The sequence below is a fragment of the Kitasatospora sp. MAP12-44 genome (assembly GCF_029892095.1).
GTDB lineage: Bacteria > Actinomycetota > Actinomycetes > Streptomycetales > Streptomycetaceae > Kitasatospora.
Genome location: NZ_JARZAE010000004.1, coordinates 4972248 through 4997029 on the forward strand (window position 1 = coordinate 4972248; position 24782 = coordinate 4997029).

General features: G+C 72.4%; 17 protein-coding genes, 1 tRNA gene and 1 pseudogene. 8 read left to right on the forward strand and 11 right to left on the reverse strand.

The window, feature by feature from the left end; translation table 11 throughout:
- The first annotated feature begins 123 nt into the window (after positions 1 to 123).
- A complete protein-coding gene (locus P3T34_RS23290) occupies positions 124 to 1872 on the forward strand; it encodes a D-alanyl-D-alanine carboxypeptidase (RefSeq protein ID WP_280667980.1) in 1749 nt (582 codons plus the stop codon).
- A 100-nt stretch (positions 1873 to 1972) separates the two neighbouring features.
- Here P3T34_RS23290 and P3T34_RS23295 read toward each other — a convergent pair whose 3' ends face one another.
- Both P3T34_RS23295 and P3T34_RS23300 read right to left on the reverse strand, forming a co-directional pair.
- A complete protein-coding gene (locus P3T34_RS23295; RefSeq protein ID WP_280667981.1) occupies positions 1973 to 2740 on the reverse strand; it encodes a polyprenol monophosphomannose synthase in 768 nt (255 codons plus the stop codon).
- A 272-nt stretch (positions 2741 to 3012) separates the two neighbouring features.
- Positions 3013 to 3174 carry a hypothetical protein gene (locus P3T34_RS23300; RefSeq protein WP_280667982.1) on the reverse strand — a complete coding sequence of 54 codons (162 nt, stop codon included), beginning with the start codon at positions 3172 to 3174 and terminating at the stop codon, positions 3013 to 3015.
- A gap of 189 nt (positions 3175 to 3363) precedes the next feature.
- Between P3T34_RS23300 and P3T34_RS23305 the strand changes: the two are divergent.
- Positions 3364 to 5425 (forward strand): annotated as a pseudogene (locus P3T34_RS23305) (S53 family peptidase).
- A gap of 345 nt (positions 5426 to 5770) precedes the next feature.
- Positions 5771 to 5843, forward strand: a tRNA-Arg gene (locus tag P3T34_RS23310).
- 105 nt (positions 5844 to 5948) lie between these two features.
- On the opposite strand, the gene P3T34_RS23315 is transcribed toward P3T34_RS23310, so the two are convergent.
- Complete coding sequence (locus P3T34_RS23315) at positions 5949 to 6518, reverse strand: potassium channel family protein (RefSeq protein ID WP_280667983.1); 570 nt, start codon at positions 6516 to 6518, stop codon at positions 5949 to 5951.
- A gap of 238 nt (positions 6519 to 6756) precedes the next feature.
- On the opposite strand from P3T34_RS23315, the gene P3T34_RS23320 reads away from it, so the two are divergent.
- Positions 6757 to 8334 carry a PucR family transcriptional regulator gene (locus P3T34_RS23320; RefSeq protein WP_280667984.1) on the forward strand — a complete coding sequence of 526 codons (1578 nt, stop codon included), beginning with the start codon at positions 6757 to 6759 and terminating at the stop codon, positions 8332 to 8334.
- A 199-nt stretch (positions 8335 to 8533) separates the two neighbouring features.
- Here the strand turns inward: P3T34_RS23320 and P3T34_RS23325 are convergent, their stop codons facing one another.
- The 3 genes from P3T34_RS23325 to P3T34_RS23335 all read right to left on the reverse strand — a co-directional run bounded on the left by P3T34_RS23325 (position 8534) and on the right by P3T34_RS23335 (position 12625).
- Positions 8534 to 9397: a carbon-nitrogen hydrolase family protein gene (locus P3T34_RS23325; RefSeq protein WP_280667985.1), complete on the reverse strand. Its 864-nt coding sequence runs from the start codon at positions 9395 to 9397 to the stop codon at positions 8534 to 8536.
- Positions 9398 to 9426: 29 nt separating this feature from the next.
- Entirely contained in the window at positions 9427 to 11412 is a 1986-nt protein-coding gene (gene murJ, locus P3T34_RS23330) for a murein biosynthesis integral membrane protein MurJ (RefSeq protein WP_280667986.1), read from the reverse strand.
- A 406-nt stretch (positions 11413 to 11818) separates the two neighbouring features.
- Positions 11819 to 12625 (reverse strand): phosphatase PAP2 family protein, encoded by an 807-nt coding sequence (locus P3T34_RS23335; protein ID WP_280667987.1) that lies wholly within the window; start codon positions 12623 to 12625, stop codon positions 11819 to 11821.
- Between the two features lie 369 nt (positions 12626 to 12994).
- On the opposite strand from P3T34_RS23335, the gene P3T34_RS23340 reads away from it, so the two are divergent.
- The 4 genes from P3T34_RS23340 to P3T34_RS23355 all read left to right on the forward strand — a co-directional run bounded on the left by P3T34_RS23340 (position 12995) and on the right by P3T34_RS23355 (position 19750).
- Positions 12995 to 14008, forward strand: a complete 1014-nt coding sequence (locus P3T34_RS23340) for a sigma-70 family RNA polymerase sigma factor (RefSeq protein WP_280667988.1) — start codon at positions 12995 to 12997, stop codon at positions 14006 to 14008.
- A 289-nt stretch (positions 14009 to 14297) separates the two neighbouring features.
- Positions 14298 to 17525, forward strand: coding sequence for a LuxR family transcriptional regulator (locus P3T34_RS23345; protein WP_280667989.1), 3228 nt, complete (start codon positions 14298 to 14300; stop codon positions 17523 to 17525).
- Positions 17526 to 17702: 177 nt separating this feature from the next.
- Positions 17703 to 19349, forward strand: coding sequence for a S53 family peptidase (locus P3T34_RS23350; protein ID WP_280667990.1), 1647 nt, complete (start codon positions 17703 to 17705; stop codon positions 19347 to 19349).
- A 176-nt stretch (positions 19350 to 19525) separates the two neighbouring features.
- Complete coding sequence (locus tag P3T34_RS23355; protein ID WP_280667991.1) at positions 19526 to 19750, forward strand: hypothetical protein; 225 nt, start codon at positions 19526 to 19528, stop codon at positions 19748 to 19750.
- A gap of 116 nt (positions 19751 to 19866) precedes the next feature.
- On the opposite strand, the gene mscL is transcribed toward P3T34_RS23355, so the two are convergent.
- The 5 genes from mscL to P3T34_RS23380 form a co-directional block, all read right to left on the reverse strand.
- Positions 19867 to 20283, reverse strand: a complete 417-nt coding sequence (gene mscL, locus P3T34_RS23360) for a large conductance mechanosensitive channel protein MscL (protein ID WP_280667992.1) — start codon at positions 20281 to 20283, stop codon at positions 19867 to 19869.
- 88 nt (positions 20284 to 20371) lie between these two features.
- Complete coding sequence (locus tag P3T34_RS23365; RefSeq protein WP_280667993.1) at positions 20372 to 20545, reverse strand: hypothetical protein; 174 nt, start codon at positions 20543 to 20545, stop codon at positions 20372 to 20374.
- A gap of 451 nt (positions 20546 to 20996) precedes the next feature.
- The gene (locus tag P3T34_RS23370; RefSeq protein WP_280667994.1) at positions 20997 to 21356 is read right to left on the reverse strand and encodes an FmdB family zinc ribbon protein; all 360 of its coding nucleotides are present in this window, start codon (positions 21354 to 21356) and stop codon (positions 20997 to 20999) included.
- Between the two features lie 163 nt (positions 21357 to 21519).
- The gene (locus P3T34_RS23375) at positions 21520 to 22818 is read right to left on the reverse strand and encodes an MFS transporter (RefSeq protein WP_280667995.1); all 1299 of its coding nucleotides are present in this window, start codon (positions 22816 to 22818) and stop codon (positions 21520 to 21522) included.
- Between the two features lie 336 nt (positions 22819 to 23154).
- Positions 23155 to 24588, reverse strand: coding sequence for a potassium/proton antiporter (locus tag P3T34_RS23380; RefSeq protein WP_280672320.1), 1434 nt, complete (start codon positions 24586 to 24588; stop codon positions 23155 to 23157).
- Between the last annotated feature and the right edge of the window lie 194 nt (positions 24589 to 24782).

The window sequence follows — 24782 nt, forward strand, 5'->3', positions numbered from 1 at the left end:
CGGGGTGTGGACCGCGCCGATCGTCCGCCGGTGACGGAGACTGTTGAGCTAGAGGAGCGGTGCGCGGGCCCCCGGAAGCCGGGTGGCCCGCGCACCGCTGAGCACACGAGGAGGTCGGGATACGTGGGCGAGGCCCCGGACAAGGTCCGCAACGACGGGGAGCGGGAGCTGCCGGCGGAGGGTGCGACGGCGGCGGACGGTGAGCGGAGCGGCAGCCAGGATGTGGGCGGCTCGACAGTCCAGCTGCGCGTCCGGGATGTGGACAGCAAGACGACGGTCCTGCGGATTCCGACCGAGTCGGCCGAGCCCGTGGAGGCAAAGGGCCAGGTCGAGGAGAGCGACGCGGCGGCACTGGACCCGCGTCTCGCCATGCGGGACGCCGATGACGAGACCCCGGCGGAAGAGGCGCAAGCCGAGCACGAGCCCGAGGCCGACGCTCCCGCGGAACCCGTCGATCCCGAGCCCGAGCCCGAGCCCGAGCTTGAGCCCGAGTTGGTCCTGGTCGCCGTGGCAGCCGTCACCGCTCCCGAGCCCACCCCCACCCCCGCAGTCGCCCCCACGCCCACGCCTGCCCCCGCCCCCGCCCCCGGCCCGGAGACCACCTCCGAGGCCCTGGAGGTGCTCGCCGGCCTCAGCGGCCGCCCGGTCTCCCGGCTGCGCCGCGCGCTCAAGCGGATCACCATCTGGACGGTCTTCGCCGCCGTGGTCCTCGGCGCCGTGGTGACCGCTCAGCTGTTGCGCCCGCTGCCCGGCCCGCAGACCAGGATGACCACCGCCGGCTCCTTCACCTTCACCGGCGACCCGCTCGCCCTGCCGTGGCCGGCCAAGGGCCAGGCCGCCGCCGAGGTGGTCGGCCTGGGCAGCCTGGGCAGCTCCGGCCCGGACACGCCGGTGCCGATCGCCAGCGTCACCAAGGTGATGAACGCCTACCTGATCCTCAAGGACCACCCGCTCCGCAAGGGCGAGAGCGGCCCGGCGATCACCGTCGACCAGGCCGCCGCGCAGGAGTCCGGTGACTCCGACCAGTCCACCGCCAAGGTGACCGAGGGTCAGCAGATCAGCGAGTACGAGGCGCTGGAGATGCTGATGCTGCCCTCCGCCAACAACATCGCCCGTCTGCTGGCCCGTTGGGACGCGGGGTCCGAGGACGCGTTCGTCAAGAAGATGAACGACCAGGCCACCGCCTTCGGCATGACCAGCACCACCTACGCGGATGCCGCCGGCTACAACAACAACACCAAGAGCACCGCCAAGGACCAGCTCAAGCTGGCCGAGCAGGTCATCCAGAGTGACATCTTCCGGCAGATCGTCGCCGAGCCGGACGCCACCATCGGCGGCACCCGGATCTACAACACCAACGCCCTGCTCAGCCCGAAGAACGGGATCATCGGCACCAAGACCGGCTCCAGCACCCCCGCCGGCAGCTGCCTGATGTGGGCGGCCGTCAAGGATGTCGACGGCACCCGGCAGACCATCCTCGGGGTGACCCTCGGCCAGCCCCCGACCGCCACCGACAACATCCTCAAGGCTGCCCAGACCGTCAGCGCGAAGATCATCACCGCTGGTCAGGACGCGCTGGGCGGCCAGGTGCTGGCCCGGCAGGGCGACGTGGTCGGCTACGTCGACGACGGCCTCGGCGGCAAGGCCCCCGTAGTGGCCGGCAAGGACGTCACCGTCGCCGGCTGGACCGGCGTCACCGCTACCCTGACGCTCTCCCAGGGCCCCGGAAGCCTGGGCCACAGCGCACAGGCCGGCACCCAGGTCGGCACGATCACCGCAGGCGAGGGCAGCGCCCAGGTCCAGGTGCCGGTGCTGCTGCAGCACGACCTGGCACCGCCGTCGATCATGTCCCGGCTGACCCGCCTGCTCTGACCCGCCTGCTCTGACCCGCCCGCTCTGATCCGGCCGGTACCAGCAACAGACGTCGAAGGGGTCCGTACCCGAACGTACGGACCCCTTCCGGCAGTGCGCGCTACTTCTTGTGCTGGCCCGTCAGCTTGTTCACCCGATCGGTGACGCCCCAGGCGGTCACCCGCCAGAGCGCCTCGACCAGGATGTTGCGGCTCATCTTGGAAACGCCGTGCTCGCGCTCCACGAAGGTGATCGGCACCTCGGCCACCTTGAAGCCGGCCTTGACCGTGCGCCAGGCCAGGTCGACCTGGAAGCAGTAGCCCGCCGAGGCGACCTGATCCATGCCGAGGCCCTGCAGGGTCTCCTTGCGGAAGGCGCGGTAGCCGCCGGTGACGTCCTTGATCGGCACGCCCAGCATCAGGCGCGAGTAGAGCGAGCCGCCGCGCGAGATCAGCAGGCGGGACTTCGGCCAGTTCACGACCTTGCCGCCGGCCACCCAGCGCGAGCCCAGCACCAGGTCCGCGCCGCGCAGGGCGGTCAGCAGGCGGTAGAGCTCCTCGGGCTGGTGCGAGCCGTCGGCGTCCATCTCGACCAGCACGTCGTAGCCGTGCTCGATGCCCCAGGCGAAGCCGGCCAGGTAGGCGGCGCCCAGGCCCTCCTTGCCCATGCGGTGCATGACGTGGACGTTGCCGTCCTGCTCGGCGATCTTGTCGGCGATCTCGCCGGTGCCGTCGGGGCTGTTGTCATCGGCGACGAGGACATGCACCTCGGGAACGGCAGCCCGGACCCGGGAGACGATCCGTTCGACGTTCTCGGCCTCGTTGTAGGTCGGGATGATGACCAGCACCTTGCCGAGATCGGCGAAGGAGTGCTCCTGGGGCGCAGTCACGTACGAGCCTTTCGGGTTGTACCGCGTCCGCCTCGGACACGGCATCGCATCTCTGTCTCTCCACCGCCGGACCTTGCACACCGGCGGCGGCACCGTCAGACCATGGACCCGCTGGACCCCGGCCGGAGTGAACACCAATGCCGATGGTAACGACCTGGAGACGGCGTTCAGCACGCAGGCTGTCGGCTGACTACCGCTTGGCAGATAGTAGTGAATCGCGAAGGCCGCCATGGCTCGCTCACTCGTTCAGGGGATCCGGCGCCAAGATCGCGTCAACGGGACAGCTGCTCCACGGGATCCCCGGCGCCCCCGGGGTTGCGTGGGTCGTGCAGGTCCGCTGCCAGTGAGTCCTTGAGACCGCGCAGCAGGATGACGAAATTGTCCAGGTCAGTGCCTTGGCACCACTCGGGCGGGGGCTTGATCGCGTTGTTCATACGGCGACGCTAACCAGCGGCGATCAACAACGGATAAGCGTGTGCGGGGCCCCGGGCCACCTCCTGCACGCGAGTGAAGTTCGTGGGGACACGTCAAATGAATGATCGACTCATCCGCCCCGGAAATATCGTCCGGGGCAACTCCGCGTACCCCGATATACCAAGCGGCTCGATCCGAAAGGGCTCCGCATGCACTTCCCCCGATCATTCAGGCGCGGAGGTGTGCTGCTGGCAGCCGCGCTGCCGCTGCTCGCCGCTGTCGCCGCCGGCACCGCGGCCCGGGCCGCCACCCCCGCCCCGCGCCAGGGCCGGGCCGTGGTGCAGGGCACCAGGCCGGCCTGGGCCCAGCCGTCCGCCGACCAGGGCGCCGCCGCCGGCTCGGCGGCCGTCACCGCCCGGGTCTACCTGGCCGGCCGGGACCTGGCCGGCCTGACAGCCCTCGCCAAGGAGGTGTCCGACCCCGCGTCGTCCTCCTACGGGCACTATCTGACGGCTCGGCAGCTGGCGGATCGTTTCTCCTCCGACGACGCCCAGCAGAGCCGGGTACGGGACTGGCTGACCTCGGCCGGTCTGCGGGTCACCGCCGCGAGTGACCACTATCTGACCGTCCAAGGTGACGTCGACACCGCGCAGCGCGCCTTCGGCACCGAACTGCGCACCTACAGCAAGGGCGGCCGGACGTACCGCGCGCCGGCCTCGGACGTCACCGTCCCGGCGGACCTGGCCGCCGACGTGCTCAGCGTCAGCGGTCTGAGCACTGCGCCCAGCCAGGTCCACCCCGGGCACGGAGCCGCGCACCGGACCTCCTCCGGCCGGGCCCACCCCTCCGACACCCTGCCCGGGCCTGCCAACGCCTTCGTGAACTCCGGCCCGTTCTCCACCTTCTACGGCTCGAACCCCGCGACCGGCACCCCTGCGGCCTACGGCGCCACCCAGCCGTACGTGATCCAGGGCTACACCGGCACCCAGCTCCGGTCCGCCTACGGCGCCACCGAGAGCGGCCTGACCGGCCGCGGCGCCACGGTGGCGGTGGTCGACGCCTACGACTCGCCGACCCTCGGCGACGACGTGACCCGCTACGCCGCGGCGCACGGCGACGCCCCGTACGCCAAGGACCAACTGCTGCGCTACGACCCGGCCGTCTGGACCGACACCGCGGAAAAGTCGGACCAGACCCCGGACGGCTGCGGCGCCTCCGGCTGGTACGGCGAGCAGACCCTCGACGTGGAGGCCCTGCACGCGATGGCCCCCGAGGCCGATATCAGCTATGTCGGCGCCTCCTCCTGCAACGACCCCGACCTGCTCGACGCCCTGGACCGGGTGGTCGACCGCCATCTCGCCGACATCGTCTCCAACTCCTGGGGCGAGCCGGAGAACGCCAGCGACCCCGCGCTCGACCGCGTCTACACCGACGTCTTCCAGCGCGGCGCGGTCGAGGGCATCGGCTTCTACTTCTCCAGCGGTGACGACGGCGACGAGGTCGCCAACACCGGCACCAAGCAGAGCGACATGCCGGCCTCGCTGCCCTGGGTGACCGCGGTCGGCGGCACGGCGCTCGGCCTGGACCAGGCCGACAAGTACCGCTTCGAGACCGGCTGGGGGACCAGGAAGGCGCTGCTCTCCGCCGACGGCAAGAGCTGGACCGACTTCCCGGGCGCCTTCACCGGCGGCTCGGGCGGCGGCACCAGCGCCCGCTTCAAGCAGCCGGGCTACCAGCGCGGCATCGTGCCCGAGGACCTGGTCACCGCCAACGGGCGGCCGCAACCGCGTGGTGCCCGACATCGCCGCCGTCGCCGACCCCAACACCGGCTTCCTGGTCGGCCAGACCCAGGCGTTCCCGGACGGCTCGGTCAAGTACAGCGAGTACCGGATCGGCGGCACCAGCCTGGCCTGCCCGGCGCTCGCCGGCCTCCAGGCCCTCGCCCAGCAGGCCAAGGGCTCCCCGCTCGGCTTCGCCAACCCCGCGATCTACGCCCGCTACGGCACCGGCGCCTACCACCAGGTGACCGACCACCCCTTCGGCCCGGGCACCGAACTCGCCGAGGTGCGCGTCGACTTCGCCAACAGCGTGGACGCCGCCGCGGGCACCGTGACGTCGCTCCGATCGCTGGGCATGGACTCCTCCCTGGTGGCCGTCGAGGGCTACAACGCCGTCACCGGAGTCGGCAGCCCCACCGCCGACTACCTGCGCTCCTACGCCTGCCCGCCCGACGCCTCCACCGACGCGGACGCCAGGCCGTCCGAGAACTAAGACCGCCCGGCAATTGGGGGGTGGAGGAAGGAGCGGCGTCCGGGCCGAGTCTGGGCGGTGCCGACGAGGGAGCCACTGCGGAGCTGAGGGCCCCTCCTGCCCGTTGCCGGGCAAGGAGGGAGACTGAGGAGAAGCCGTCCAGGCGACAGCCCGGGCGTCGCGACGCCGGCCACCAATTGCTGGTCGGTCTAAGACCGGTCGGTCTGGACCCGGCAAACCTCAGCGCCCGCCCTGCCCTCGATCCGGTACTCTGTGGATCGAGCGTCCGGGCGGGCGCTGCTCTCTGGGCCCCGGGTCATCCCGCGAGCCGAGGGACCGCAGCCGGCAGCCCAGGCACTCGGCCCCGCCCCAGTAGCTCAGGGGATAGAGCACAGCTCTCCTAAAGCTGGTGTCGCAGGTTCGAATCCTGCCTGGGGCACAGGGAGATACGGACAGGTGGGGCGCACTGGGTGCGTCCCACTTTTTCGTGCCGCGGTCCAAGGAGTGCTGAGGGCCGGTCAGTTCCTGGCGGGCGGTCAGTCCCTTACCTGCCGGAGGGTGGGTCGTCGGGCGGGGTGTTGCGGGCGCGCTCCTGGGCGCGGGTGGCGACCTGGCTGCGGAGTTGGCGGCTGAAGGCGCTCGCGCCGGCGGTCAGGAAGACGAAGTTGTAGAAGATCTGGATCATCACCATCACGCGGCTGGTCTGGCCGGAGGCGGTGATGTCGCCGTAGCCCACCGTCGCCAGGGTGACGAGGGTGAAGTACAGCGAGTCCACCCGGGTGTTCAGGTGGTCGAACTCGCCGGGCCGCTTGGCCAGTGCCAGGTAGGTGGTGGCGAAGACGACCAGCGACAGGCAGATCAGCAGGGCGATCGACACCGCCGGCCGGCCTTTCGGGGAGCCCGTCATCACCCGGACGACCTGGAGCAGCAGCAGGGCGCCCTGGATGGTGATGATCAGTGCGAAGGTGAGCCAGCTCAGCAGCGGGTGGCTGGGGCCGAAGACGTCCAGCGGCAGGGTGAAGTACGCCGTGATCAGCAGCGCGAGCGCGCCTGGGACCAGCAGCCAGCTCCACGGGCTGTGGTGCGGCGGCCGGGTGCGCTGCGGTGCGTCCATGGGCTCCAGCCTGGGGGGCCGCTGGCGGACTGTCCTGACGGGGCCTCGGCCGGGTGGGCCGTTCGGAGGCTGTGCCAGTGCCGGGCGCCGCCCCGCGGACGACGTCTGGATGATCAACAAAGAGGGTATTTCCCCCTTTGCCCTGGCACCTACTATGCAGATGCACCTGAATCCCTGGCTGATAAGAGGGCCGGCCGGGTGCGGCGCCGAGTCCGGCGCTCGGCACGAGGAGCGGTAGATGATCGTCGAGGATCTCCTGCGGGTGGAGGATCTGCGGCTGGGGCTGGCCTGGGGCCCGCCCGAGCTGCTCGCCCGGCAGGTCACCGGCGTCACGTCCACCGACCTCCAGGATCCGGCCCGCTACCTGCAGCCCGGCGAGCTGGTGCTCTCCGGGCTGGTCTGGTGGCAGCCCGACCACCCCTCGGCGGCCGCGCTCGCGCTGCGCTTCGCCACCTCGCTGCGCAGCGCCGGGGTGGCCGCGCTGCTGGCCGGCGAGGGGACCCACGGCGAGGTGCCGACCGGACTGGTGGACGCCTGCCGGGTGCACGGGATCCCGCTGCTCTCGGTCCCGGCCGGGACCAGCTTCCGCGCGGTCACCGACCGGATCTACCTGCGGCTCTGGGGCGACCTGCAGGCCCGCTCGGACGGCGCCGCGGCAGTCCCGGAGACGGCCCGCCGCGAGCTGGTCGAGCTGATGTACGCGGGAGCGGCGGCGGATGTGGTGCTCGGGCGGGCGGTCTCCCGGCTGGGCTGCGGGCCCTGCTCGCTGGTCTCCGCCTCGGGCCGCACCATCGCCACCTCCCCGGGTGCGGCGGCCCCGGACCCGGAGGCCGTCCGGCGGGCGCTGCCGGCGGCCGGCGGCGACGGGTCGAGTGGCCCGGCGCCGGGGACGGCCGCGCTGGCGATCGGAGCGGACGGCGAGAGCCCGTTCGACGGCTGGTACCTCTACCCGCACGCCGACACCGCGGTCGGTTCGGCCACCGTGCTGCACGGGCTGGCGGACCTGCTCGCCACGCTGTGGACCCGCACCCGGGCCGAGGCGGCCGAGAGCCGCCGGGCGGCCGGACGGCTGGCGGCACTGCTGGCCGGTGCCGCCGCCGCGCACCCCGCCGACCTCGCCGAGGCCCTCGCCGCCTGCGGCCTGCCCCCGGGTGCGACGCTGGTGCCGCTGGTCGCCCGGATCGACGGCGTGGACGCGCCGTGGGCCGCGGACGCCCTCGCCGAGGCGCTGCGCGCGGCCACCGCCGACCCCTTCGCGGTCGGCGCGGACGACGCGGGCCGAGCCGTCGCCGCCGTGGTCTGCGAGCGGCCGGACGAGCTGACCGCCCGGCTGCGGGAGGTCTGGCCGCGCCTGCAGGCCCGGTTGCCGGACCGCCATCTGCTGCGGGCCGGTGTCGGCCCGGGCGTCGGTGGGCCGCGGGCGGAACTGGCGGCCGGGTTGCGGCAGGCCGGCTACGCCCTGGAGGCCGCCGCCTGTGCCGGACCCAAGGACTGCTCGGTGGGGGCCAGCAGCGAGCTGGACTCGCTGGCCGCCCTGGTCCGCGGCATCCCCGTCGAGGTCGCCGCCGCCTTCCGCCGCCGACTGCTCGACCCGCTGGCCGAGCACGACCGGACCAGCGGCGGCGCGCTCCTGGCCACCCTGGTCAGCTTCCTGGACCACGACTGCTCGTGGGCCAGGACAGCCGAGTCGCTGCACGTCCATGTGAACACCGTGCACTACCGGATCCGCCGGATCGAGGAGCTGACCCACCGCGACCTGGGCCGCCTGGACGACCGGCTGGACCTGCGGGCGGCCCTGCTCTGCGGCCCGGCCTGACCCGCCTCCTAGGGCCTGTCCGGCCGATCTTGCCGGGCGCGCGACGCCGGGCATCCCTCCCCCAACCTCCGGCCGGGGGTGCCCCCTCGGACGCACGCCCGAATCGCCCAAGTACGTCCAGTACGAGGACGACTCGGGCGCACGACCAGCCGGGCGCCCAACGCCGCGCGCTGATCCGACAAGATCGGCCGGACAGGCCCTATGCCAGGGTGAGCCGGACCCGCGGGCCCGCCGCCACCGCGGCGTCCCGCTCGGCGATGTCGCTCAGCATCGGCAGGTCCTGCCGGATCTGCCGCAGCAGCGCCGGGTCGAGATCGCCGATCACCAGCCCGCTCTCGGTCGGCCCGGCCTCGATGAGCGGCCGCCCGTCCGGACGCCAGATCGCGCTGCCGCCGGCCCCCTCCCGTGCGCCGCTGGGGCCGGTGTGGTTGGCCAGCAGGGCGAAGCAGGTGTTGTCCATGGCCCGGGCCGGGAACCAGATCCGGCTCTGCTCGAAGCCGCCGCCGGTGAAGAACAGCGCGCCCACCAGGTAGGCGTGGCAGCCGTCCAGCGCCGCCGCCCGGGCGTGCTCGGGGAAGCCGGAGTCGTAGCAGACGCCGAGGCCGAGCCGCCAGCCGTCCAGCTCCAGCGTGCAGCCGGCCGCGCCCGCGGCGAAGACCGTCGGCTCGATGCCGTACTGGTGCTGCTTGTCGTAGCGGGCCACCACCTCGCCGGTGGACGCGAAGACCAGGGCCGAGATGAACAGCTGCTGCGCGGCGCGGGTGGCCGCGCCCAGTACGGCCATGGTGCCGGTCTCCCGGCAGGCGGCGGCGATCGGGGCGAGGCGCGGATCGTCGGTGCTGACGGCGTAGCGGGCCGGGTCCGAGCCGATCAGCTCCGGGTCGTAGCCGGTGAGGAACTTCTCCGCGAAGACCACCAGCCGCACCCCCGCCGCGCCGGCCTCGCGGATCAGCTCGGCGGCCCGCTCGGCGTTGGCCCCCACGTCGCCCGGGACGGTGGCGGCCTGGGCGGCGGCGATCCGCAGCGGGGCGTCGGGCAGGGCTGCTGTGTGGGGAGAGGTCATGTCTGTTGAGCTTATCGGCCGAAGCCTGCTCAGCGCCGGTGCTTTCCGCCCACGGCCGCAGGCTCGGGGTAGGGGATCCGCAGCTTGCGGGCGAGGGGGGCGACCGCTGCGCCGGCGCCGAAGACGCGGGCCAGCAGGAAGAGCGAGGCCAGCACGGCCACCGAGCCCACGCCGAGTCCCAGCATGTTGCCGATCAGGCCGCCGCCCAGCGCGGCGCTGAGCTGGTCGGCCAGCCAGTGCCCGATGACGGCACCCGGCAGGCCGGCCAGCAGCAGGCCCAGGTGCAGGCCGAAGACCCGGCGCCCGTCCAGTCCGCTGCGCGGCGGTGCGATGAAGGGGGAGCGGAGCATCATCGTCTGGTCCGGCGCCGCGGTCGGGACGGGCACCGTGCGCAGCCGCCGGCTCAGCGCCCGGCCGGTGATCACCACGTTCACCACGCAGGCGACGGTCTGCGCGCCGGCCATGCCGATCACGATCCAGCGCGGCGACAGCGTCCAGTAGGCGAGGCAGGAGAGGCCGGCGTTGGTGCCGGAGCTCACCACGGTCAGCCAGAACGGTGTGCGGGCGTCGCCCATCGCGTAGAAGCCGCGGGCCAGTGCGTACTGGGCGCAGAAGGCGGGCAGGCCGATCGCGAAGACCATCAGCAGCTGCGCGATGACCCAGGCGCTGTCCGCTCCGACCACGCCGTGCTCGAAGGCGATCGCGGCGATCTGCGGTGCCAGGGCGATGAACAGCAGGGTGGCCGCCATGATCATGCCGGCCGAGGACTTCAGCACCTGCGCCAGGTCGGCGCCGATCTCCTGCAGCTTGCCCTTGCTGGCGGCCCGGGACATCCGCGGGAGCACGGCGGTGACCAGGGAGATCGTGATGACGCCCTGCGGGACCACGAAGAGCAGGTAGGCGTTGCTGTAGGCGATGTTGCCCAGGCCCGCCTTGAGGCCGGCGTGGGCGGCCTGGGTACCGGCGCTGGTGCTCAGCCGGGAGATCACCGCGTAGGCCAGCTGGGTGGCGACGACCAGCAGCAGCGCCCAGGTGGCCGCGCGCAGCGGCTTGGTCAGGCCCGAGCCGCGCCAGTCGAAGCGGGGGTGCCAGCGGAAGCGCACGGCCCGCAGCGAGGGCAGCAGGCCCACGGTCTGCACCACCACGCCCAGCGTGCTGCCCCAGCCGAGCAGCAGGACCTGCCCGGTGGTCATGTGGCCGACGGTGCGCGCCCCCGAGGCGATGGCCATGTAGAGGCCGAAGACCGCGATGGCCACCACGTTGTTCAGGATCGGGGTCCACATCATCGCGCCGAACTTGTTGCGCGAGGTCAGCACCTGTCCGAGCAGGGTGAACAGTCCGTAGAAGAAGATCTGCGGCAGGCAGCAGCGGGCGAAGGCGATGGTCAGATCGCGTTGCGCGCCGCTGTAGTCGGAGTAGAGGTCGACGATCTGCGGTGCGAAGAGCCAGGCCCCCACCGTCAGGATGACCAGCGCGACGGTGCAGATCGTGAGCAGCCGGTCGGTGTAGGCGACGCCGCCGTCCTTGTGGGTCTGCGCGGCGTGCACCAGTTCGGGGACGAAGACGGAGGCCAGCACGCCGCCGATCAGCATCGTGTAGACGATGTTCGGCAGCGAGTTGGCGACATTGAACGAGTCGCCCAGCGGGCCGGTGGTCAGTGCGGCGACGATCATCGCGCTGCGGACGAAGCCCAGTGCGCGCGAGCCCATCGTGCCCAGCGCCATGATCAAGCCGTTACGGCCGTCCGAGGTCGTCTCGGCCGCCGCCGGCTGCGGCTCGGGCTCCGCCTTGCGTTGCGCGGGGAACTGCTCGGTGGGCTGGGGGTGCTCGACGGGTTGCGCATACGAGGGGTCGACGGGACCGAAGGAGCCCTGCGCCGGGATCGGCCGCAGCGCCATCGTGGGCGGATCCCCGTACGCGTACTGGCCCGCGAAGGGGTCGGGTGGCCCGAAAGAACCGTACGACTCAGGCGGCCCGGGTGAACCGTACGGTTCACCCGCCGTGTGCGTGGTCATCGGACCCCCGTCGCTCGGTGCCTGGGCAGGTGCTGCTGCGGGGCTGCCGCAGCTTGGGCAGGACGGGTGGTCGGTGTACGGAGCTGACGCGCTGGCGCGAGTTCCGGACGACCGGCCGGCGCCGTGCTGTCGTGCTCGGTTCCCTCGAACTGGGCATGGCGATGCCCAACCGGAGCAGTCTGCCCTACCGGGGCACCGGGTGGGGAGTCCTGTGCCATGTGGCAGAGATCTCCAGCGCGGAAACCAGCCGGAAAAGGACCACTCCAATCGGTCGCGGAGTGCAATGATCTGCAGGATTTCGGTCCGATTGAGGCGCTTTTGTCCCAGCTGGCGGTGGACTGGGATAGCTCATGCGGCACTGTCCACTTTCCTCCTCGGAGCCGCCGAACCACCCGTGTGAGCTATCTCACGAGTCGTCAAGGCCCCGCATGTCGAACTCCCCCTGGCGCGGCAGCTCCGGGAACGGCACCGCAGAGGCTAGGACGCTCTGCACGCGCGGCCTGGTTCGCCAGTTCACCCGGCGAACATCACGGGAGAGGGCGCCGGGCCGGCACAGTTCGACGGCCGCGGTGCTGGCGCCGAGCACGGCGGCGGCGAGCAGCCAGCCGCCGAGCACGTCGCTGGGCCAGTGCACCCCGAGGGCGATCCGGGTGAAGCCGACGGCCGCTGTGGTCAGCGCGGCCAGCGAGCAGGCCGCGATCCGGCCGGCCCGGGCCGCCTGCGGCCAGACCAGGGCGGCCAGGGTGCCCGAGGCGATGGCCGCGGTCATCGCGTGGCCGGACGGGAACGACGGGCCGGCGGCGTGCGCGACCGCGTCGGGGAAGTAGGGGCGGGCCCGGTCGACGGCGGTCTGGGCCGCCCATTCGGTGGCCCAGCCGAGCAGTGCCTGGGCCGCCGTCCAGCAGGCCAGCGTCCGGGCGCCGATCAGCCAGAGCCAGCCGGCCGCGAGGCCCAGCAGTGTGCGCATCGCGGCCGGGCCGCCGAGGGCGGTCAGGGTCTGCAGGGCGGCGGTCCACGCGGTGTGCCGCAGGGCGAAGTCGTGCAGTGCGTCGGTCCAGCCGCTGTCCAGTCGGGCCAGTGGGCCCCAGCCCTGGTGGACGAGCAGCAGCAGGAGCCCGAACAGCACGGCCGCACCGCTCGCGACTGCCGCGTAGCGCGGCAGTCGCGCGTGCGGCGAGCGGAGGTCGGGTGGGGCGGCGCTGGTCAGGTGCATGCCTGACACCTTCCCAGCGAGGCGTGTCGAACCGACCGGCGGCGCATCGCGATTCGGCATCGTTTGCGGGCGGGCGCCCGGGATCAATTCGGACCTCTCGGGCGTTGCCCCTGTCACGGCGGACCGGCCCGCACCGCGCGTGCGGATGAGCAGCACCACGAGCACCACGAGTGCACGGTTGGTCGCAGAGCGTTCAAGTCGGGAGTGAAAACCGGCAGGATACTGCATCCGTCGAAGAATCTGAGCAACTTGGGAATCTTGTCCGGTTTCTGCACGTTGGATTGTTACGTGCGAGCGCCCCGGGGCCCGTACTAGAAGGAGACGTGTCGTCGCCAGAGCAGACCCGGCATCACCAGCGAGGGAGCAAGAATGGCCACCCGTGCCGTCGTTCGCGACAGGGCCGACCGGACTCGTACGGCCCGCCCGACCAACTTTGAGGCCGACCGCGACCTGGTCGGCATGTACCTCGACGAAATCGCCAGGACCCCCCTGCTCGACGCCGCCGAGGAGGTCGAGCTGTCGCTGCGCATCGAGGCCGGCGTCTACGCCCAGCACCTGCTGGACGCCGCCGACGGCATCGCGGCGCCGGGCGAGGCCGCCCAGCCTCCGGTGGCGCTGCCCGACGGGGTCACCCGCGAGGAGTTGGAGGCGATAGCCGCCGACGCGGAGCGGGCGAAGGACGTCTTCATCCGCTCCAACCTGCGCCTGGTGGTGGCGGTCGCCCGCCGCTACCCGCGCAGTGGGCTGCCGCTGCTCGACCTGATCCAGGAGGGCAACGCCGGCCTGGTCCGCGCGGTCGAGAAGTTCGACTACGCGAAGGGGTTCAAGTTCTCCACGTACGCGACGTGGTGGATCCGGCAGGCGATCACCCGCTCGATCGCCGACCAGTCCCGCACGATCCGGCTGCCCGTCCACCTGGTGGAGGAGCTTGGCCGAATCCGTCGGGTCCAGCGTGAGAAGTCCAAGGAGCTGGGCCGCGAGGCCGACCCCTCGGAGGTCGCGGCCGAGTTGGACACCACCGAGGCCCGGGTGAAGGACGTGCTCGACTGGGCCCGCGACCCGGTCAGCCTCAACATGGCGGTCGACGACGAGGGCGAGACCCAGTTCGGCGACCTGGTCGAGGACACCGGCGCCGTCTCGCCGGAGGACGCCGTGATGGTGATGCTCCGCCGCGAGGAGCTGGACGACCTGATCGGCCGCCTCGACGACCGGACCGCCTCGATCATCCGCTCCCGCTACGGCATGGAGGACGGCCGTGAGCGCACCCTCACGGAGGTCGGCAAGCAGCACGGGCTGACGCGGGAACGGATCCGCCAGATCGAGAAGCACGCGCTGGCGGAGCTGAAGAAGATCGCCGACCACGCGGGCTTCGAAGCGGCCTGACCCTCCCGGTCCTCCCGCCCCTCGACCCCGGTACGGCCCCGCTCAGCGGGAGCCCGTGCCGGGGTCGCTGCCGTCCCGGCGAGGGGTGGTTGCCCGGACGCTGTGACTGCGCGTCAACCTGCGTCAAGCCGACGTGAACTCTCTGTTTCGTGGACGCCCCATCTTGGCCGCACTTCTTGACGGGTCGCCAGGGCGGAGCTGAGATGGGCATTCCGTTGCCGAACCACTTTGGCAGGGGCATGGCGTTTGCCTGGTGGTGCGAGGTCCCGGGGGAGGGGTGGCCCGAGAGATGCGCGCGGACGCGGAGGCTGAGGCTGACCGGCGGGAGCGTGCGCTCCTGGTGGGGCGGGGTCCGGAGTTGCTCGGCGCGCGGGAGGCGCTGCAGAGCGCGGGCTCGGTGCTGCTCCGCGGTCCGGCGGGGATCGGGCGGAGCGCGCTGTCGGCGGTCCTCGCTGCCGAGGCGGCGGCGGGCGGAGCCGTGGTGCTGCGCTGCGCGCCGTCGGGCGAGGAGCGGGTGCTTCCGTACGTCGGACTCGTCGACCTCTTCGCGGAGTTGCCCGAGCAACGCCTCGACGCGCTGCTCGACGGCCTGCCGCAGGGGCAGCGTGCCGCGCTGGGCGACGCCCTGCTGCGCGGGCGGAGTCCGGGGTCGGGTGTGGACCGGCTGGCTCTGCGGGTCGGGGTGCTGCAGGTGCTGCGGGTACTGGCGGCGGAGGCGGCGGCGGGGCTGCTGGTGGTGCTCGACGGGCTCCAGTGGCTCGACGGTCCGAGCGCCGAGGTACTGCGCTTCGTCCTGCGCAGGACCGGGCGGCGGCGGCTCGGTGTCCGACTTCTGGCGACCGAGCGGACCGGGTGGACCGAGTGGGCGGAGCAGGCCGAGCCGGCGGGGGCGACCGGGGTCGGTCAGGAGGATGGGCGGCCGCGGCTGCGGTTGCGGGAGGTGTGCCCGGCCGACACGGTCGAACTCGTCCTGCCGCCGCTGAGGCCCGCGGCGGTGGCCGAGTTGCTCGTCCGGGACTGCGGCGGGCCGCTGCCGGCCGACGTGCTGCGCGACGTCCAGCAGGTCGCGGCCGGCAACCCCGGGTACGCCCTCGACCTGGCCAGGGCGGGCTTCCGGCTCGGCGCGGACGGTACGGGACCGGTGCCGTGGCGGCTGCGCGAACTCGTCCTCGATCGGTTGCCGGGGCTGTCGGGCGCAGAGCGCAAGGCGCTGCTGCTGGCGGCGGCCGCCTCCCGGCCGACCGTGGCTGAGTTGCGGGAAGCCCTCGGCGGACAGGATCCCTTGCTGCTCCTTGCCTCGGCTCTGTGCTCCGGTCTGGTCGCGCTCGTTGGTCCGGGCGAGGCCGGGCAGCAGGCCGGGCGTCAGGTGGGGCGCGTGGGCTTCGCGGATCCGCTGGTCCCGGTGGTCCTCCTGGCGCAAGCGGCGCCGGCCGAACTGACGGCGGCGCGCCGGTCGCTCGCCGCGGTGGCGGCCGATCCGGGCGAACGGGCGCGCCTGCGCGCGCTGTCCCACCCGGGCGAGCCCGAGGAGACCACGGCGGCGGCGCTGGCGGACGCCGCTGCCCGGGCGCGGCGTTCGGGCGCCGTCGTCGAGGCCTACCGGCTGGCCCACCTGGCAGCCCGCCACACCCCCGTCCTCGCAACCTCGCAGGGAGTCGGCGTCGTTGAGCCTGTTGACCCCGCCGACCCCGCCGACCCCGTTGACCCGAGCGACCTGGGCAGCGGCGAGATCCGCGCGGACCGGCTGCTCATGGCCGCGCAGTACGCCTACGACGCCGGACGGTGGCAGGAGGCGCGCGCTCTGGCCGCCGAGCTGCTGGAAGTCACGACTCCATCGCAGGCCCTCTCCGCGCGAACCCGGGCCGGTGCGCTGCTGATCCGATCATCCGGACAGGAACTGGGCACCGCCGATGAGTTGATCGCCACCGCCACCGCCACCGCCACCGCCATCGCCCCCGCCCCCGCCCCCGCAACGGCCGGACGGCGACCGCCCGGCCCGGACGGCGTCTGGTCGGACAGCGGTTGGTCGGGCGGCCGCGCCGAGGACGACGCAGTGCTGCGCCGCCGGTCCGCGGAGCGGGCGCTGTCCGCCGGTCGGATCGCCCAAGCCGGGGAGGAGGCAGCGGCGGCCGTCGACTTGGCGGGTTCGGTGGGGGATGCCGCCGGTCAGGCAGCGGCCCTCGGAGTGCTCTCGACGGTTCAGGCGCTCCGCGGAGAACTCGGCGGCGCCCGGCGCACTCTTGCCGCCGGGCTCACTGCGGGCGCTGCGGTGCGCGGGTGGGGGCGGCACCCGGTCCGCTGGGAGCTGCAGCGCAGGCAGGCGGCCGCCGACCTCGACGCCGACCGCACGAGCGCCGCACTGACGCGCCTGGCCTCGCTCACCCGGGGAGCCGGCGACGGCATCGGGCTGACCGACCTCGCGGAGTCGCTGATCCTGCGGATCAGGGTGGAGGCGACAGCTGGTGACGGCGTGGCCGCGATGGCCTCGGCCGCCCGGCTCGGGGATCTGCTCGCGGAGCTCGGCGCGCAGCCCGAGGCCACCGCCAGGGCGATCGCGGGGAGCGTCGCAACCGTGACCTGGCGCGACGCGGGGATTGCGGACGGCATGGAGGCGGCATCGACGGTGGCACCGGCCGCAGTTGGGGCAGGCCCTGTGCTGCACGCCTGGGCGCTGGCCGAGTTGGCGGGTGGGAGCGGCCTGCGGGCCGGTGAGCTGGCCGCGTACGCGGTGATCGCCTCGGCGGCAGACGGGGACCGGGTGCACCAGGTCCGCGCGCTCGGCGTGGTGGGAGCGGCACACCTGCTGGCGGGGAACGCTGCCGCGGTCGCGGCCGGAGCGGAGGCCCTGCAGGAGGCTCGACGGCTGGCCGACCGGCTGGGCATGGCCGATCCCGACTCCGCGCGGCGCCTGGCGCTCCTGGCGGAGAGCCTGGTGGCGCTCGGGGAGTACGGGGAGGCGACCAGGGCGCTCGCGGAGGCGCGGGTGCTGGAACGGGGCTGGGGGGAGGGGTTCAGTGGCCGTGCCCGGGCGGCGGTGGACCGGGCGGAGGGGCTGGCACAGGCGGGGCTCGGGAACACCTTGCAGGCGGTCTTCCTGCTCCGGGGAGCCGCCGACCGGTTGCGGGGGGCTCGGCTGCCGCTGGAGGCCGCCTGGACCCTGATGGCGCTGGGATCGGTCGAACGACGCGCGCGCCACCGCGCGGTGGCGCGCGCCGCGCTGGTCCAGGCGCGCGAGATCTGCCTGGAGCAGCAGGCCTTTCCGCTGCTGGGGCGGGTCGAGCGGGAGTTGGAGCGGCTGGAGCACAGCGGGGCAGGTCCGGGCGCGGACGGCGCCCGGCTGACGGCAAGTGAGCACCGGGTGGCCGGCCTGGCCGCGGACGGCGCGACCAACCGCGAGGTGGCGGCCGCCCTTTACGTGAGCGTCAAGACGGTGGAGGGGACGCTGTCCCGGGTCTACCGCAAGCTCGGCGTGCGATCCCGGGCGGGGCTGGCTCGGGCTCTGGCAGCACAGGGGTGACAGGGGGACATCCCCGGACACCGACGTGACACATGAACAGCAGGGGATACCCCTCTTTTGACGGTGGATCGACAAATCTAGCGTGGAGCCATCCACTCCCGGTCCAGAGCGCCGAACCCGGCTGAATCGAGCCGACCGGTGCCTCGCCGCCGATCGTTCCGTCCCAGGAGGACATCAGTGAAGTCCCGCATCAGGCCGATCATCGGCCTCCTTGCCGCACCTCTGCCGATCCTCGCGCTCACGGTCTCGCCGGCCTTCGCCGCGCAGCCTGCGGCTCAGCAGCTCCCCGCCCTGCGGGGTGACGTGGTGGCCGCAGTGAACCACTCGGTCCGGACCGGTGCTGTCGATGCCGGACAGCAGATATCCGTCGCCGTCAGCCTTGCCCAGCGCAACACGGCAGGCCTGGACGCCTTTCTCGCCCAGGCGACGGACCCGCACTCGGCGCAGTACAAGCACTACCTGACGGTTGACCAGTTCACCGACCGGTTCGGCGCCACCCCCGAGGCCGTCGCCAAGGTCTCCGGGTACCTCGCCTCCCAGGGCCTGCAGGTCGGCCAGGTCAGCGCGAACCGGCTCACGATCGAGGCCACCGGCACGGCTGCCCAGGTCCAGAAGGCCTTCGGCACCAGCCTGGCGAACTACCGTGACAGCCAGGACGGCCACAGTTACTTCGCCAACGCCACGGCGCCCGTCCTGCCCGCCGAGATCGCCTCCCTGGTGACCGACGTCGCCGGCCTCAATACCTACGCGAAGTACACCCACTTCAGCACCAAGGCGGCCACCCCGGCGGCGTCCTCCAAGGCGCCCGCGGGGATCAGCCCCACCAAGGCGCGCTCGGCCTACAACCTCACCTCCACGATCAGCGCCGGCTACAACGGCACCGGCTCGACGGTCGGCCTGCTGGAGTTCTCGGGCTTCCAGCAGTCCAACATCAACGCGTACGACAAGGGCTTCTCCCTCAAGCCGTCCACCCCGACGGTGGTCCCGGCGGGCGGCGGCACCACCGACCTGTCCGGGCAGGACGAGGTCGAGCTGGACATCGAGGTCGTGCAGGCCCTGGCGCCCGGGTCGACGATCAAGGTCTACGAGGCCCCGAACAGTGACGCCGGCGAGACCGCGATCTACGCGAAGCTCGTCAGCGACAACGTCCCGGTGATCTCGATCAGCTGGGGAACGTACGAGGCGGGCGAGACCCCGTCCAACCGCGTCGCGGTGGACGCCGACCTCAAGGAGGCGGCAGCCCAGGGCCAGTCGGTCTTCGCGGCCTCCGGTGACAGCGGCTCCGACGATGCCGGCAACGGCGGAACCTCGGTCGACTTCCCGGCCTCGGACCCGTACACGACGGGTACCGGCGGGACCACCCTGAGCACCACCTCTGCCGGAGCCTGGAGCAAGGAGACCGCCTGGTCCGGAAGCGGCGGCGGGGTTTCCTCCTTCTTCGCTACGCCGAGCTTCCAGAGCAAGGTGAACAGCGGGGCGAATCGCTCGGTGCCGGATGTGGCGGCCGACGCGGACCCCAGCAGCGGCTGGGCGATCTACACCGGGGGCTCCTGGCAGGAGTTCGGTGGGACCAGCGCGGCGGCGCCCAACTGGGCGGCCTTCGCGGCGGTCTACAACAGTGAGGCCAAGGCCAAGGGCAAGCCCTCCTTCGGGTTCGCGAACAGCACCATCTACAACCTGGCCTCCTCCAGCAGCTACACGTCGGCCTTCCACGACGTGAAGTCCGGCAGCAACGGGGCGTACAGCGCGGGCACCGGCTACGACAAGGTGACCGGTTGGGGGAGCTACAACGGGGCGAACTTCCTGAAGGCCGAACTGGGCTGACCGCAGGCGGGCACCAGCGACCGGGGGTCGTTGGAGGGTCGTTGGCGATGTTGTCGCAGAGGGGTCGGGCCGTTGCCCGGCCCCTTCTGGGGTCGTTGAAGGCTTGTCGGGCCCCAAGGCGGGCCGGTGGGCAGGGCCTAGGGTGGAGGGAGTGACCGAAAACCGGAGGCAGGGCGATGGCTGGACAGGACAAGAGGCAGGACGCGCAGGCGGCGGCCGGGACGCCGGAGGCCGAGCAGGCTGCCGCTGCGGCGAAGGCGGCCAAGGCGGCCAAGCTCGTGTTCAGCGACCCGCTCAGTCGACAGACCGGTGACGACACCGACGCCGGCTGGGGCGAGGACGGCGCAGGACGCGGACTCGACTGGTATCTGAGCCAGCGACCGCCGCACCACGGAGGCTGAGTCAGCGCGCTGGGATCGGCGGATGGGGCCTGGGCCGGGTTGGGCCCAGGCTTGTTCTGTGTCCGGGGACAGCGGGCAGGGGGCAGGAGGCAGGGGGACGGACGGGTGGGGACCGGTCAGGCGCGACGGACGAGGGCGTCCCGGATCTCCGTCAGCAGCACGACCTCCTTGGCGTCAGCCTCGGCCGCGACCTCATCGGGGCTCCTGCGCTTGGCCATGAACTTGGCCGCGGGGAGAACGAGGCAGAAGTAGACCACCGCCGCGGTGATCACGAACTGCAGGATCGCGCTCAGCACGGACCCCCACAGAATCGGGATCCCCGAGGTGGCCACGCCGCTGGAGTTCACGACGCACGGCCCCTTCAGGCAGGAGCTGTAGGAGTCAAGGTCCTTGGCGCCGAAGGCGCCGACCAGGGGGTTGATGATGCCCTTGACGAAGGCGTTGACGATGTTGGTGAAGGCGGCGCCGATGACGACGGCGACCGCGAGATCGATGACATTGCCGCGGAGAATGAAATCCTTGAAGCCTTGCACGCCCCCTGAACGACAGAACGCCTGATCGGTTACGGGTGAATTGTCCGCTTCTGTGGTGATGGAGATGGGGACGGAGACGGAGACGAGCTCAGCGCCCGGACGCGCAGCGCGGAGAGCTCACCGGACCGGCCACCGTCTGCGTGCTCGTCTGCGCGCTCGTCGGGGCGGCCGGTGCGGGCAGGCCGGGTCTCAGCGGCCCTACGGCGACCACGGTGGCGGCCGCGAGCAGCCCGGTGACCAGCACCCCGGGTCGGTGCCGCATGGCCTGCCGAACGCGATACCTGCCGCCGCTGCCGCGACGGATCGGCCGGAACTCCGGGACCCGGCTCCGGGGCGGGACCGCCGACGCCGACCTCGGCGCCGGCGGGTGCGCATGACGAGCACCCGCGCAGGACGCGCTGGGCACGGCGGGGGAGCAAGCGGGATCTGGGGTCAGCGTCCTGGTGGTCATGAGCTCCGGCACCGCCTCTGCGAACGGGGAGAACTGCTTGCCGGATCAGCTTGCGCGGAGAATCGGGCGCCGCACATACCCCGCCGATTTCCTGTGGATAACCGTGGGGTTGTGGACAACGAGCGCACCCACCTGGCCTAACCGCGACCCAGGCGCCAGGCGCCAGGCAGCAAGCGACAAGCAGCAGAGGAGCACGGGAACGGCAAAAGGCCCCGCGCGCCCCCGTCCGGGGATGCAAGGGGCCTGAAGCAGGACCGGTCAGTCAGCTCGCCGAAGCGGTACCGCCCGAGCTGGACGAGCCGGACGAGCTGGAAGAGCTCGACGAGGACCCGGACGACGACGCACCGGCCGAAGCCGGCGCAGCCGAGCCGCCGGAGCTCGACGACGAGTCCCCGCCCGTCTTCGCGCCGCCGGCCGCACCCGAGGTCACGGAGCTGCTGGAGGACGAGCGGCTGTCGGTCCGGTAGAAGCCGGAGCCCTTGAAGACCACGCCCACGGCGGAGAAGACCTTGCGCAGCCGACCCTCGCATTGCGGGCATACGGTCAGGGCCTCGTCGGTGAACTTCTGCACCGCCTCAAGGCCGTTGCCGCACTCGGTGCACTGGTACTGGTACGTGGGCACTTGTCTTCCTCCTGGCACTCTCGCCTGATGAGTGCTAACGACGGTCCATGATGCGGCATTCCGGCGCATCAGTCCAGCGCCGCCGTGGTCGGCCCCGGCGGCGCCGTCACCAGCCCACCCTCAGATGGCATTCTCAGAGCTCGGCGCCGACTCGGCGCCGGTTTCAGTGCTCGGCCACCCCGGCGAGACGCTGGGCGCCGGCCGCGCTCATCGCAACGGTACGGGTGCGCGCCCCCGGAGCGACCAGCAGCCGCCGCAAAGTGACCAGCGCCACCAGCCCGAGCCCCGCGCCCGCGACCGGGACCAGGAAGCCGGCCCAGGGCCCGTTGGCGTCGATCAGCTGCCCGGCGACCGTCGAGCCGATCGCCAGTCCAAGACCGATGGCGCCGGTCAGCCAGGTGAAGGCCTCCGTCTTGGCGCCGTCCGCGACCAGCGTTTCGACCAGCGTGTACCCGGTGATCAGGGTGGGCGCGATGGCCAGGCCGCAGACCAGGCCGGCCAGCGCCAGCGAGGTCAGGTTCGGCATCGCCCAGAGCGTCGAGCAGCCCAGCACCAGCAGCGTGTAGCTGCCGAGCATCCGCTGTCGCGCCGAGCGCCGCCAGGCGACCATCCCGTACAGCACGCCGGCCAGCATCGAGCCGCCGGCGAAGATCCCGTACACCGTGCCGCTGACCCCGGCCTGGCCCTCGGCCTGGGCGAAGGCCGTCACCGAGACCTGCATGGCCCCGAAGACGGTGCCGACGCCCAGGAACGAGCCGGCCAGCAGCCGGACGCCGGGGGAGGCCAGCGCGGACACCCGCTGGGCGCCGGGCACCCGCGGGTGCCGTGCGGGCGCCGTGCGGCGCTGCGCGGCGAAGGCCAGTCCGCCGACCAGGGTGAGCGCGGCCTCGGCGACCAGCCCGGCCGCCGGCGCGATGCCGGTGGCGATGGCGGTGGCGAGCACCGGGCCGACCACGAAGGTGAACTCGTCGGTGACCGACTCGAAGGCGAACGCGGTGTTCAGGTGGGCCGGGGGCTGGTCCGACAGCCTGGCCACCCAACGGGCCCGGACCATCGCGCCGATCTGCGGCACGGTGGCCCCGGCGGGGGCGGCGGCCAGGAAGAGCGTCCAGACCGGTGCGTGCCCCAGCGCCAGCGCGATCAGCGCGCCGACCGAGACCGCGTGCACCAGCACGCTCGGCACCAGGACGGCGGCCTGCCCGAAGCGGTCGGCCAGTCGGCCGGACTGCGGTCCGACCAGGGCCTGGGCCACGGCGGAGACCGCCGCGACCGAGCCGGCGATGCCGTAGGAGCCCTGGGTGTCGAAGACCAGGAGCACGATGCCCAGGCTCAGCATGGCGAAGGGCAGGCGCGCCGCGAAGGCGGGGGCCAGAAACGTCCACGCGCCCGGGGTGCGGAGCAGCGTGAGATACCCGACGCGGGTGGGTACTGCGGGGTTTTCGACCGTTCGGCGGGCCGCCACGGTCGGTCCTTCCTGCTGCCTGGTAGCGCGGCCGGGTAATGGGAGAGCCCCGACGGCGCCGAGAGTCGTCCTCTCGCGCGTCGACCGGGGTTGATACCGGGTCCGGCTGGCCGAGTCGTGGAAGCGGGAGGCCAGAAAGTGCTGCGGACCGCGGCCGCCGAGCGGTCGCGCCAACTCTGCTTCAGGCAGATATTGCGGATGTCTGTAGATACGTTCTTTCCTCCATTGTAGGGCCTCGCTCCCCAGCGGGCCTGCCAACCGAAGGTGAACGTCCCCCAAAATCCGCAATCCGATCGTTATCGAGCGCCCCCGCCCCCGCCCCCCCGCTAGCGCCCGCTACCGCCCGCCGAGCCAGCCCGCCAGCTTGCCGCCCTCGTCCACCGCGCGCAGCCGCCGCTCGGTCGCCTCGCTCGCCGCCTGCGTGGTGACCACCAGCAGCTCGTCATTGGCCCGCAGCACGGTCGTCCGGTCCGGCACGAAGCTGCTGCCGTCGCGGACCACCAGCGTGACGGCGGCCCCGGCCGGCAGCCGCAGCTCGCTGACCTCGACGCCGGAGATCCGCGAGGTCGCGGAGAGCGACACCGACAGCAGCTGCCCGTGCAGATGCTCCAGCGGCGCCGACTCGATCCCGATGTCCTGGCCCATCGCGCCCTCGGAGATCTTCAGCAGCTTGGCCAGCCACGGCAGCGTGGGGCCCTGCAGCAGGGTGAAGACCACCACCAGGATGAAGACGATGTTGAAGACGTCCGCCGCGTGCGGCACTCGCGCCACCAGCGGGATGGTGGCCAGCACGATCGGCACCGCGCCGCGCAGCCCCGCCCAGCTGAGCAGCGCCTGTTCGCGCCATGGCAGCTTGAACGGTGTGAGGGTGAGCACCACCGAGAGCGGCCGGGCCACGAAGACCAGCACCACGCCGATCGCCAGCGCCGGCCCGATCGCCGATCCCATGGTGTCGGGGTTGCAGAGCAGCCCGAGCAGCACGAACATGCCGATCTGCCCGATCCAGGCCAGCCCGTCGGCGAAGCCCCGCACGGCCGGGCCGTGCGGCAGCTTGGCGTTGCCGAGCAGCACCGCGCAGATGTAGACGGCGAGGAATCCGGAGCCGTGCAGCAGCGCGCCGGCGGCGTAGGCGAGCACGGTCAGCGCCAGCACCGCGATCGGGTAGAGGCCGGAGGACGGCAGCGCGACGTGCCGCAGCCCGTACGCCCCCAGCTTGCCGACGGCCAGGCCCACGGCCGTGCCGATCGCCAGCTCGGCGATGATCGTGCCGATCAGGACGTACCAGGCGTCGAACGGCCCGGTGGTGGCGAAGGCGACCACCAGGATCACCACGGGGGCGTCGTTGAAGCCGGACTCGGCCTCCAGCAGGCCGGTCAGCCGCGACGGCAGCGGCACCATCCGCAGCACCGAGAAGACCGCGGCGGCGTCCGTCGACGAGACGATGGCGCCCAGCAGCAGCGACATCCGCCAGTCGAAGCCGACCAGCCAGTGGGCGCCCGCGGCGGTCACGAAGACGCTGATCCCCACCCCGAGGGTGGCCAGCACGGTGGCGGCCGGCATCACGGGTTTGATCTCCCGCCAGCTGGTCTTCAGGCCGCCCTCGGCCAGGATCACCACCAGCGCCGCATAGCCGATGACCTGCGTCAGCTGGGCGTTGTTGAAGGTGACACCCAGGCCGTTCTGGCCGATCACCACCCCGATGCCCAGGTAGAGCAGCAGGCTGGGCAGCCCTGAACGGGTCGAGATGCGCACCGCGACCACCGCGACCATGAGGATCACGGAGAACTCAAGGAGGAGCTTGTTCAGATGGTCGACGGTCAACTTAGGGACACCTCGGGGTCGCGGGCACGGAACGCCGGCAGGCGGCTCAGGAGGATCAACAGGGCGATCTCGGGACGCCTCACAGCGTCGACCCGACCCGATGGGGCGTCGCCGCGACCCGATGGGCCGCCGGCACGTCAGCT